Source organism: Chitinophagaceae bacterium, assembly GCA_016699815.1.
Taxonomy (GTDB): Bacteria; Bacteroidota; Bacteroidia; order Chitinophagales; family Chitinophagaceae; genus Ferruginibacter.
Genome location: CP065012.1, coordinates 2,967,218 through 2,979,073 on the forward strand (window position 1 = coordinate 2,967,218; position 11,856 = coordinate 2,979,073).

At 39.0% G+C, this 11,856-nt stretch carries 8 protein-coding genes; 5 read left to right on the plus strand and 3 right to left on the minus strand.

All coding sequences use genetic code 11. The annotated features are described in order from the left end of the window. Window positions 1-150: 150 nt before the first annotated feature. From IPO46_13145 to IPO46_13155, 3 genes are read right to left on the minus strand one after another with little or no spacing between them, the layout of a single operon-like run. Window positions 151-2,442, minus strand: a complete 2,292-nt coding sequence (locus tag IPO46_13145; protein ID QQS62993.1) for a beta-N-acetylhexosaminidase — start codon at window positions 2,440-2,442, stop codon at window positions 151-153. A gap of 27 nt (window positions 2,443-2,469) precedes the next feature. Next, complete coding sequence (locus IPO46_13150) at window positions 2,470-3,147, minus strand: hypothetical protein (GenBank protein QQS62994.1); 678 nt, start codon at window positions 3,145-3,147, stop codon at window positions 2,470-2,472. Between the two features lie 7 nt (window positions 3,148-3,154). After that, window positions 3,155-5,056: a CocE/NonD family hydrolase gene (locus IPO46_13155; protein QQS62995.1), complete on the minus strand. Its 1,902-nt coding sequence runs from the start codon at window positions 5,054-5,056 to the stop codon at window positions 3,155-3,157. A 41-nt stretch (window positions 5,057-5,097) separates the two neighbouring features. On the opposite strand from IPO46_13155, the gene IPO46_13160 reads away from it, so the two are divergent. The 5 genes from IPO46_13160 to purE all read left to right on the plus strand — a co-directional run bounded on the left by IPO46_13160 (window position 5,098) and on the right by purE (window position 11,803). After that, the gene (locus IPO46_13160) at window positions 5,098-5,580 is read left to right on the plus strand and encodes a nuclear transport factor 2 family protein (GenBank protein ID QQS62996.1); all 483 of its coding nucleotides are present in this window, start codon (window positions 5,098-5,100) and stop codon (window positions 5,578-5,580) included. Between the two features lie 122 nt (window positions 5,581-5,702). Further along, window positions 5,703-6,767, plus strand: a complete 1,065-nt coding sequence (locus IPO46_13165; protein QQS62997.1) for an efflux RND transporter periplasmic adaptor subunit — start codon at window positions 5,703-5,705, stop codon at window positions 6,765-6,767. 77 nt (window positions 6,768-6,844) lie between these two features. Continuing rightward, window positions 6,845-9,934, plus strand: coding sequence for an efflux RND transporter permease subunit (locus IPO46_13170; protein ID QQS62998.1), 3,090 nt, complete (start codon window positions 6,845-6,847; stop codon window positions 9,932-9,934). 26 nt (window positions 9,935-9,960) lie between these two features. Further along, the gene (locus IPO46_13175) at window positions 9,961-11,283 is read left to right on the plus strand and encodes a TolC family protein (protein ID QQS62999.1); all 1,323 of its coding nucleotides are present in this window, start codon (window positions 9,961-9,963) and stop codon (window positions 11,281-11,283) included. 37 nt (window positions 11,284-11,320) lie between these two features. Continuing rightward, window positions 11,321-11,803, plus strand: coding sequence for a 5-(carboxyamino)imidazole ribonucleotide mutase (gene purE / locus IPO46_13180; GenBank protein ID QQS63000.1), 483 nt, complete (start codon window positions 11,321-11,323; stop codon window positions 11,801-11,803). Window positions 11,804-11,856 lie beyond the last annotated feature (53 nt).

The window sequence follows — 11,856 nt, forward strand, 5'->3', positions numbered from 1 at the left end:
AGTTAAATTAAGTGCGTGAAGTTAAGAAAATTGCTTCTTTTCTCCTTAAACCTGGTGCAAGAAAATACAAATTTTACTCATAGCTTTTTCACAAATGCTACTTTGATATTCAATGCTTTGTTAATCAATAAGTTTTATGGAAAGCTAAAATTATTTTATCTCAACTTCATCAACAAAAAGCCATGCAGGGTTACCTGCGCCTGGCTGGCCATCGGGTATAATGCCTACATTTTGTGCTATTACTTTTATATACTTTGTTTTGGCAGCAGCGGTGGTTTTGTACACAATATTATTATCTGCTTTTGCAGGTTGGGTTATGGCTTTAATCAACTTAAATTTTTTGCCATCTGCACTGCTATAAAACTGTACTTCTTTGGGCAAATAAATCCAGCTTGCCTGCTGTTCAAAAGAATGTAAACTGATGGATTTTATTAATTGCATTTTGCCCAGGTCTATAATGGCTTCTAAATTATTGCCTTTAAAACCTAAAAATTCAAAAGACCTTGCCATTCCCCTTGTATTTTGTACGCCATCTACCAAGGTAAAACCACCTAACCCTGAATAATTTTTTGCAGTTTCGGTAAGCAGCTTAACCTTTTTGCCCGAAGCTTTATTGATATAAAATTTTTGGGAAATTTTACTGCTTATGGGTTTTTGGTTTTCATCTATTAGTGTTGCAGATAATGTAGATGTTTCTCTAACGGAAATTGGCTCTTTAATATCCGCCGGACTAAGGAGCACATGATTTTTTTTGAGCAAAACTTTGCCTGAAGCATTTTTGGTTTCCAGCATCCAGCCAATACCCTGATTTTTTACGGGCACAACAGATGATTTTAAATCGTAGTAAGCATTACTGTAATGGGCGCCCCAAAGCTGGTACCTTTTAAAAAGTGTGGGGATGCGTGCCTCAAAACTCTTCCAGTCTCTTTTGTCTTTTGGGCTCCAAACCACTTCACTCAAAGCGCTCATCCTGGGAAAAACCTGGTATTCAATTTTTGAAGGATTGGTAATATATTCCGTCCATAAATTTCCTTGTGCGCCTAAAATATATTTTGCTTCATCGCTGTTGAGCTCTTTAGGTATGGGTTCGTAGCTATATGTTTTTTCTAATGGTGTATATCCGCCAAATGTAATACTGTCTTCATTGCGGCTTTGGCTATGGTCAAAATAACACCAGCCGCCTGGCGTCATAATTACATTATGCTTTTGCTTTGCTGCAGCAATTCCACCCTCTTCTCCACGCCAGCTCATAATAGTTGCATTGGCAGCAATACCACCTTCCAGTATTTCATCCCAGCCAATAATGCTTTTGCCTTTGGTTTTTAAATAACTTCCTATACGTTGTATAAAATAGCTCTGCAATTCCAGTTCATCTTTAAGGTTATTATCCTTCATGCGTTGCTGGCATTTAGAGCAATGTTTCCATCTTTCTTTTGGGCATTCATCGCCACCAATATGTATTATTGAAGAGGGAAAAAGTTCAACAACTTCATCAAGTACGCCTTCTAAAAATACAAAAGTGCTGTCGTTGCCGGCGCAATACACATCATCGGTTACGCCCCAGGTTTCATAAGTTTTATACGGCCCTTTGGTGCATCCCAAATAAGTATAGCTTGCCAGCGCTGCCACGCTATGGCCGGGTACTTCAATTTCGGGTACTACATTTATATATCTTTCTGTAGCATATTTTACCACTTCTTTTATTTCTTCCTGTGTATAAAAGCCGCAATATTTTTCGCCATCGTATTTATTACTGCCGTAATTACCCACTAAGGTTTGCGCCCTGCATGAGCCTATTTCAGTAAGCCTGGGATACTTTTTTATTTCAATCCTCCAGCCCTGGTCTTCGGTAAGGTGCCAGTGAAAAGTATTGAATTTATGAAAGGCCAGGTAATCAATATATGTTTTTATAAACGAAACCGGAAAAAAATGCCGGCCTACATCAAGGTGAATGCCCCTGTAGGTAAACCTTGGAAAATCGGTAATTTGTACAAAGGGTAATTTATATTCCACATTTTTTTGCGGAGGTAAAAGTTGCAATAAAGTTTGTGTGCCATAAAAAATTCCATTAGCATTTTGTGCGGTAATGGTTATGCCATCTTTTTCTACAGTAAGATTGTATGCGCCTTCTGTTGTATTAGCTGCTTCGTCGTATGCCAGCCTAATTTTAGCAACGGTATTACTTAAGCGTACCTGTTTTGAGGTTTCAAAATCAATAACCTTTAAATCCATTGCATAAATACGGAGAATATATTCCTGCAGCCGGTAAGCAGCGTTATCAAACTTTTCACCGTTCACTAAAATGATAGTGTTTTTATCTATCGTAAAACTTCCCGGGTTTACGGTGTAAGAAACGGGTACTGGTATAATATTAAGTTGCTGAGCGAACAGACTGCTTAAACTGAAAAAGAAAAAAAGAAAGGTAATTAATTTTGCTTTCATGTATTGAATTTTTATATGCTGATGAATTTAGTCTGTTGTATTTAAACTGCTGTCTTGCTCGTTTTCGCCGTACATTGAAGGTAAGGGTTCTTTTATGCTGATGTTATCAAAAGTTTTTCCATTGTAATGATATGCCGTTTTTTCAAATATTTTATTGGATGCCGCATCAAATTTATAATAATCAATATGTAAAATATCATCTTTTATAAATATTTCCGGGTCGTATTTTCTGCCACGGTTAAAATGATTAAAATTTTGCCAGCCATTTAAATACAAAATAAGTGGTTGAATATAGGTGGGTACCTGGTAAAGGGTAAGGCTTGTATCAATACTATAGTTACCTTTATTTTTCTTAAACATTAAAATAAAATCTTTGTCAAAATTTTCGTTGAGCGGTATTTCCTGTACACAAAAATCAAAGTCATTTACTTCTGAAGTATCAGTCCGTAAAAATAAATATTTCACCGTCATCTCCCTTATGCTGGGTACCTTCCACACGTCGTAGAAAAACTTTTTTTCACCAATGGTTCCAATAAAGCCTTGTTCCCTTTCAAAATTTCCCTGCCGGTAGCAAATGGTAAAATTTTCATATTTATCCAACTCATCGGCATTATCGCCTTTGGGAAAAAAAGGAAAATTCCTGTCGCCGCCAATTCTGCAGGAAAAAAAAACAGCACAATAAAAAAGAAGGATTACAAATTTCATTCTTTAATTATTTTAATACAGGCAAAATAAATTTAGTTCTTGCCGAACTGCTGTGGTATATACGTATTTCTGCTTTGGAAAAATCATCTGCATTGGCCTTGTAAATATCCAGGAAGCGTTGTGGGTTGCGGTCAACCAGCGGAAACCAACTGCTTTGAATTTGTATCATTATTTTATGGCCTTTGCGAAATGTATGGGCAACATCGGGCAACGAAAAATTTACTGCGGTAACATTATTAGGAATAAAAGGTTCGGGTTTTTCAAAGCTATTCCTGAATTTTCCCCTCATAATTTCTGCCCTTACCGGCATTTGATAGCCACCCATTATATGGTTTTGGTTATTGCCTATTATCGAATCGGCATATTGAAAATCTTCGGGGAAAACATCAATGAGTTTTACTACAAAGTCTGCATCGGTGCCGCTGCTGCTTACAAAAAGATTTGCAGCAACTTCTCCTGCAAGGGTAAGGTCTTCGGTAAGAGCGCCGGTACTAAAGCAAAGTACATCGGGCCTGTAACTGGCAAAGCGCTGGTCGTCGGTCATGTATTCTCTGGTGCGGTCGTCAAGCACGCCATCTGTATAAGGAACCGGGTGTGCAGGGTCGCTGATGTATTCTGTATAACTTTTTTCCCTGCTGCCTTTTGGCGCAAACTTTGAAGGTTTGTTTTCTTTATTAAAAGATAATTGGTTGCCGGAAACAATGTACAATTCTTTTTCTTCTACATTTTTTGGCGGCCAGCTTACAAAAGTTTCCCATTGATTTTTGCCGGTAAAAAATATGGTAGCGCCTGCAATATTATTTACTGTTCCTTTATTTTTTAGGTAATAATTAAAAAAGGGTACTTCAATATTTTGCTGGTACCAGGCAGATGTGTTAGAGGCAAAACGTACATTGCCAAGGTAGTTGCCATTATTGCTTGCCCATTGGCCATGGTACCAGGGCCCCATCACTATTTTACTGTTTGTATTTGGGCTTTTTATTTTTGTGGTTTTATAGCAGTTCCATGCGCCCCATAAATCTTCGGCATCAAAAAGGCCGCCTACCCAAAGCATGGCAGGTTGCAAATTGTGAATGGCATTTCTTGCATTGCGTTCTTTCCACCAGTTATCGTAATTGGGATGTTGTTGTACCTCATGCCAAAATTTAATACTGTCGCCAATCATTGCAGAAAGGTTTTTTAAAGTTCCGGCATTGAGGTAAAACTGGTAATTATCTTTTATGGGTTGTTGAAACCCTTTAGGAAAATCTTCAACTGGTTTGGGCCTGGGTTGCCCGAAAACAGAATAAAAATTAAATCCGTCCATTTGAAAAAAAGCGCCGTTGTGGTGAAAATCATCACCAATAAACCAATCGGTAACCGGAGCCTGTGGGCTTACGGCTTTTAAAGCTGGGTGGTTGCTTGCAGCAGCCATGGTACTATAAAATCCGGGATAAGAAATGCCAAATACACCCACTTTTCCATTGTTGTTGGCAATGTTTTTTATCATCCAGGATATGGCATCGTAGGTATCGCTGCTTTCATCAATATCATTGGGCCTTTTTTTCATGGGAATAAAAGGTCGTACATCTACAAAATCGCCTTCGCTCATAAACCTTCCTCTTACATCTTGTGTTACCAAAATATAATTTTCTTTTGCATACGCCATTTGATAGGAATGCCATACTGGCATAAATTTACCTTCTCCATAAGGATAGCAGGAGTAAGGCGTACGTTTCATTAATATCGGGTGCTGCTCCGCCTGGTCTTTGGGAATATAAATAGAAGTAAATAATTTAATTCCGTCCCTCATGGGTATCATTACTTCTTGCTTGGTATAATTATTTACAAACCATGTACTGTCGTTGTTTTGTGCACTTAGAGGTAAACTGGCAAAAAAGCCGAGTACGATAAACAGAATTTTTTTCATATACTATTTTTAAAGGCTAAATTTACCAAAACAATTGCTGAATGGATGCATTAACGAACGAAAATTTGATAACCGGCTTCTATACTGCGTTTCAACGGCTCGATGCAGGTGGTATGAACAACAGTTACAGCAGCGATATAGTGTTTTTTGATCCTGTATTTGAATTATTAAAAGCCGGCGAAGTTAAAAGTATGTGGCAAATGTTGTGTGCTAATGCCCAAGATTTTTCGCTTACCTTTTCGGATATTACCAATAAAGGAGATGGATATTATACCTGCAACTGGACGGCAACTTATACTTTTTCTAAAACCGGCAAAAAAGTAGTGAACCATGTAAAGGCATATATGAAAATTGAAAACGGGAAAATAATTGAACACAGCGATGGGTTCAGCATGCATAAATGGGCTTCGCAGGCGCTGGGTTTCTCAGGCAAATTATTTGGATGGAACCGTTTTTTTCAAAGAAAAATAAAAAACAATGCCCGTAAAACACTTTTGGCCTATATGCAAAAAAATGCCATTTAATTCCTGCTTTTCCTGTTAACGAAAATTTAAGATTATCCGGCAAGCTTACCGCTCATAAAGTGAGCCCGATTGCCCATTTTTAAATACGTACCTTTGCCCACTAAAAAATTTCCGTTTTAATAGTGAAGAATTTTTCCTTTCCATATTTGATAAGCATTCTTTTTTTGGGGATTTTTGCCTCATGCAGCAGTAAAAAATCCGGGCTGGAAGCTCAGGCAAAAAAAGGACCAATAGCGCCACCGGTGCTTAATACAGATATGTTTATTGTTGCTGCCACACCCCTGAGCGATAATATAAGTTTGCCTGGAAATATTTTGGCCAATGAAGTATCGGAAATTCATCCCGAAATAAGCGGAAGGCTTACTTTATTAAATATTGCAGAAGGTAAAACCGTAGCAGCAGGCGAATTGCTCGGTAAAATTTACGATGGCGACCTGCGTGCCCAACTTTCCAAGCTTTCTATTCAATTACAGCAGGCGCAGCGTACGGCAAAAAGGTACGAAGAGCTTTTAAAAATACAAGGCGTAAGCCAGCAGGAATATGATGAGCATTTGCTCAACATCAGCAATATAAAAGCCGATATGGCCATTGTACATAGTAATATAAAACGCACCGAAATAAGGGCACCCTTTTCCGGTGCACTTGGTTTAAAATTGGTAAGCCCAGGCGCTTATGTAACGCCTGCTACAATACTCACAACCATTCGTCAAAATACGCAGTTAAAACTCGACTTTAGCCTTCCGGAAAAATATGCAATAAAAATTCAGGTAGGGCAATTGGTTTATTTTAAAATGGAAAACAATGCCAAAGAATATTCGGCAAAAATTATGGCAACAGAACGGGGTATTGCAGAAGATAGCCGTAGCCTGAATGTGAGGGCACTGGTGATGAATAACGATGGTCAAATTTTACCCGGAAATTTTGTGGAAGTTACCACCAATTTTGCGCCCGACCCCAATGCCATAATGGTGCCTACACAGGCTGTAATTCCACAGGCCCGTGGCAAAAAAATTGCTTTATTTAAAGAAGGTACCGCATTTTTTCAGGATGTGGAAACGGGTTTGAGAGATACCAGTATGGTGCAAATCACAAGAGGCCTTAAAGTAGGAGATACCATAATAGTATCGGGTATAATGAGCCTTAGGCCCAATAGCAAAGTTTCTTTGGGAAAAATAGTTAATAAATAGGTTATTGTTGAACCGCATTAACTGAAAATTATTTTTGCTTGAGATTTTTAGCCGCCGGTTCATGAAAATTTTTTTACATGACATTGTCCGAATTTAGTTTACGCAGGCCAATTTTTGCCATTGTACTAAATATTATTATAGTACTGTTTGGCGCCATTGGATATAAATATTTAGGAATAAGGGATTACCCTGCCATTGATTCACCCAATATTAATGTACGCACCAGTTACCCCGGTGCCAATGCAGAAATTATTGAAACACAAATTACCGAGCCGCTTGAAAAGGCGGTGAACGGCATTCCCGGTATCCGCAATATTACTTCTCAAAGTTCAATGGGCAGCAGCAGTATTACCGTTGAGTTTGAACTGGGCAGCGACCTGGAAGCCTCGGCAAATGATGTGAGGGACAAGGTATCGCAGGCACAGCGGCAATTGCCTACGGATTTATTAATGCCGCCGGTAGTTTCCAAAGCCGATAACAGTGGAGACCCCATAATTATTATGCTGCTGAAAAGCGACAAGCGTAATTCCTTACAGCTTTCGGAATTTGCCAATAATAATATTGTAGAAAGGCTGCAAACCGTAAATGGCGTAAGTGGTGTAAATGTGTGGGGCGAAAAACGTTATGCAATGCGTATTTGGTTCGACCCGGCAAAAATGAGCGCTTATTCACTTTCTCCCAATGATGTACAAGCGGCATTACTTCGTGAAAATATTGAACTGCCGGCAGGTAAAATAAGCGGTAATGCCACCGAACTTGGCATTCGTACATTTGGAAAAATAAGTACCGAAAAAGAATTTAATGACCTTATTGTAAAAAATATCGGCGGCCGGGATATCCGTGTAAGCGATATTGGAGCGGCTGTATTAGGGCCCGAAAACGAAGAAAGCATCCTTAAAGAAAGTAATGTGCCCATGATTGCGCTGGCTGTAACGCCTCAACCCGGCACCAATTATGTTTCCATTTCTGATGAAGTAAAAAAAAGACTTGCCGAAATAATTAAAACCCTGCCCGATGACGTAACACTTGAAGTAACCTGGGACCAAACCGATAATATCCGCAAATCTATTAACGAGGTTGAAGAAACACTGCTTATAGCTTTTGTACTTGTTGTATTAATTATCTTCCTCTTTTTCCGGGATTGGCTTATTGCCATAAGGCCTTTAATTGATATACCTGTTTCTTTAATTGGTGCATTTTTTATTATGTACCTCACAGGGTTTACTATTAATGTGCTCACCCTGCTTGCCATAGTGTTGGCAACCGGGCTTGTGGTAGACGATGGTATTGTGGTTACAGAAAATATTTATAAAAAAATGGAAGGCGGTATGGATAAATGGAAGGCCGCCAAAGAAGGTTCCAAAGAAATTTACTTTGCCGTAATCGCTACATCCATAACGCTTGCTGTGGTGTTTTTGCCCATTATCTTCCTGCAGGGTTTTACCGGCAGGCTCTTTAGGGAATTTGGCATTGTGGTAGCAGGTGCTGTGCTTATTTCTGCATTTGTATCGCTTACACTTACACCTGTATTAAATGTTTACTTATCTAAAAAAACACATTCACATTCATGGTTTTATATAAAAACTGAACCTTTCTTTACCGGCATGGAAAATGGCTATCGAAGGCTGTTAAATACTTTTATGAGGGTAAGATATATGGCCTGGGTAATAATGGCAGCCTGCTTTGCCATTATATTTTTTTTAGGTAAAACTTTAAAATCAGAATTGGCTCCTTTGGAAGATAAAAGTGGTTTTCGGCTTGCCGTAAGTGCACCGGAAGGAACCTCTTACGATGCCATGGATAAATACATGGATAAGCTTACCAATTTCTTTATTGATTCACTGCCCGAGAAAAGATATGTAACCAGCATGACTGCGCCAGGATTTATTTCCGGAGGAGCCAATAGCGGTTTTATTAGAATTGCCCTTGTAGAACCATCCGAAAGAAAAAAGAGCCAGCAGGAAATTGTAGCATGGGTAAATAAAAATATGCCCAGGTTTAACGATGGGCGTGCTTTTGCCATTCAGGAGCAAACCATACAGGTAAATCGGCGAAGCGGGCAGCCGGTGCAATTTGTAATTCAAAATACCGATAACGAAAAACTGAAACAGGCGCTTCCCCGTATGCTGCAGGCGGTAAACAACAGTAAAATTTTACAAAATGCCGATGCCGATTTAAAATTCAATAAACCGGAACTGAGGATAAGTATAGACCGTATGAAGGCAAGTGAACTGGGTGTGAGCGTACAAAATATTTCACAAGTGTTGCAAATGGCTTTAAGTAACCAGCAAATGGGTTATTTTACAAAAGATGGCAAGCAATATTCTGTAATAGGCCAGGTAGAACGTATTAACCGTGATGACCCCAACGATTTAAAAAAATTGTATGTAACCAATAGTAAAGGCCAGTCTATTTCACTCAATAACCTGGTTACGATTGCAGAAGACGTAACACCGCCAACATTATTCCACTTTAACCGTTACCGCTCCGCAACCCTTAGTGCAGGATTGGAAGATGGCATGACGGTAGGCGATGGAATAAAGGAAATACAAGCAATAGCCGATACTGTACTGGATGAAAGTTTCCATACATCACTAGCCGGCGCATCAAGGGATTATGCCGAAAGCTCTGGCAATACCTATTTTGCTTTTTTCCTGGCATTAGTATTGATCTTCCTGGTTCTGGCAGCGCAGTTTGAAAGTTTTGTTGATCCCTTTACCATTATGTTTACAGTTCCACTTGCCCTTGCAGGTGCTGTAATTTCACTTTCTATTTTTGGACAAACCTTAAATATATTTTCGCAAATTGGTATGATAATGCTTATTGGCCTGGTTACTAAAAACGGTATTTTAATTGTGGAATTTGCCAACCAAAAGCAATTACAGGGTATCAAAAAATTTCAGGCGGTAAAAGAAGCTGCAGTTGCCCGCTTCAGGCCCATTTTAATGACCAGCCTTGCTATGAGCCTTGGTGCATTGCCGCTTGCTTTATCTCTTGGAGATGCTGCAACCAGCCGCATTCCGCTGGGTATTGTAATTGTTGGCGGCGTAATGTTTTCGCTGGTGCTTACTTTATTTGTAATACCGGCTATTTATTCCTTCTTATCTACCGTTAAGCACAAAAGCAAGTTGGATGAAATGAACAATAAACCGGCAGCATCTGCCTAATAAAAGATTTGGAGCATATGAATATAATGAATAAACGTTTTTGTATTTTACTTTTTACATTGCTAATGGTAGTTGCCGTAAAAGCACAACCAATGCTTAGTATTGAAGAAGCAGTAGCCGCCACGTTAAAAAGTAATTTTGATATTCAATTGCTCAAAAACGATTCTGCAGTTTATGCTTTAAACAACAGCTATGCAAAAGCTGCTTTTTGGCCAAGGGTAAATGCAACTACTGGTGCGGTTTTTAACCATAATAACCAAAATCAAAAACTGGCTGATGGTACAAAACGAAAAGCAAACAATATACGCTCCGGCAATATTAACTCATCGGTAAACCTTAACTGGCTTGTGTTTGACGGCTTTAAAATGTTTGTTACCAAAGTAAAGCTTGCCGAATATGTAAAGCTGGGCGATTTAACTATTAAAAACCAGGTGGTAAACTCCATTGCCGCTGTAATCAACAGCTATTACCGCATTGTAAAAGAAAAGCAGCAGCTTAAATCCATTGAAGAGCAAATGGGCATTAACGAAGAAAGAGTAAAACAAGCCGAAAAAAAACTGAGCGTTGGCCTTGGCGCCAAGCCGGAATTATTACAGGCCAAATTAGATTTAAATGCACAAAAAGCCAACAAGCTTGTTCAGCAAACGCTCATTGAACAGGTAAAAGAAGATTTAAACCAGTTATTGGGCTTTGCCCAGGGAACCCTTTACGAAGTTGCCGACAGCATCCCCATCAATAAAAACATTATAGTTGCTGATGTAATGGGTACGGCAGAAAACAGCAATACCGATTTACTGGTAGCCAAACAAAATATACAACTAGCACAACTTACTCTCAAAGAAAAAAAAGCCGACCGTTATCCTACTGTTTCACTGGTAAGCGCCTATAATTTCAGCCGTGCCAACAACCATAGTGTAATTAATCCGTTTACGCCTTTATTTAGCCAAAACTATGGCTTTAATTACGGCATTTCTGTAAACATTCCCGTATTTAATAACTACAATGTAAAGCGGCAAATACAAACCGCCCAACTGGACCTTAATTACCAGCAATTGCTGTACAATTATAAAAAATTCAGTACCGGTATTGCAATAAGTAAAGCCTATAAAAATTACGAACTGCAAAAGAAAACCCTGCAATTAGAAGAAGAAAATATTATGCTGGCAAAAGAAAATGTAACAATTGCATTGGAGCGCAACAGGCTGGGTTTAACCACCATTTTAGAATTGAGAGAAACCCAAAAGAGCCTGGAAGATGCTTATAACCGCCTTATACTTGCCCGCTATGGCGCCAAGCAGGCCGAAACGGAATTATTGAGACTCAAAGGAGATTTTGCAAAACCCGAGTGATAGAAAATAATATCTTTGCCCTATAATTTATATAATTATGGTAGGTATAATAATGGGCAGCGAAAGTGATTTACCCGTAATGAAGGAAGCGGCAAATATGTTGCAACAGTTTGCCATTGCCTATGAACTTACCATTGTAAGTGCACATCGTACACCCGAAAGGATGCGTAGCTATGCAACCGAAGCCCGGCAAAAAGGAATTAAAGTAATAATTGCAGGCGCAGGCGGCGCTGCACATTTGCCCGGTATGGTGGCTTCTTATACCTCTCTTCCTGTAATTGGCGTTCCAGTAAAATCCAGCAATTCTTTAGATGGCTGGGATTCTGTCTTGTCCATACTGCAAATGCCTGCCGGGGTTCCTGTAGCAACAGTAGCTTTAAATGGTGCAAAAAATGCCGGAATTCTCGCCGCACAAATAATCGGTTGTAATAATGATGCTGTGGCATTAAAATTAGATGCGTATAAAACCCAAATGGAAAAAGACGTAATAAATGCAGCCAAAAAATTACAGAAAAAATAGATTTGTGTTATCTTTAGTTTGCACTTCTGTTTTACCATAAGAAAGAAACGCTC

Excerpts from the sequence above, each read along its gene's own strand:
- IPO46_13160 (QQS62996.1), top strand. The coding sequence starts at position 5,098 with ATGGATGCATTAACGAACGAAAATTTGATAACCGGCTTCTATACTGCG.
- IPO46_13170 (QQS62998.1), top strand. The coding sequence starts at position 6,845 with ATGACATTGTCCGAATTTAGTTTACGCAGGCCAATTTTTGCCATTGTA.
- purE (QQS63000.1), top strand. The coding sequence starts at position 11,321 with ATGGTAGGTATAATAATGGGCAGCGAAAGTGATTTACCCGTAATGAAG.
- IPO46_13145 (QQS62993.1), bottom strand. The coding sequence starts at position 2,442 with ATGAAAGCAAAATTAATTACCTTTCTTTTTTTCTTTTTCAGTTTAAGC.
- IPO46_13175 (QQS62999.1), top strand. The coding sequence starts at position 9,961 with ATGAATAAACGTTTTTGTATTTTACTTTTTACATTGCTAATGGTAGTT.
- IPO46_13150 (QQS62994.1), bottom strand. The coding sequence starts at position 3,147 with ATGAAATTTGTAATCCTTCTTTTTTATTGTGCTGTTTTTTTTTCCTGC.
- IPO46_13155 (QQS62995.1), bottom strand. The coding sequence starts at position 5,056 with ATGAAAAAAATTCTGTTTATCGTACTCGGCTTTTTTGCCAGTTTACCT.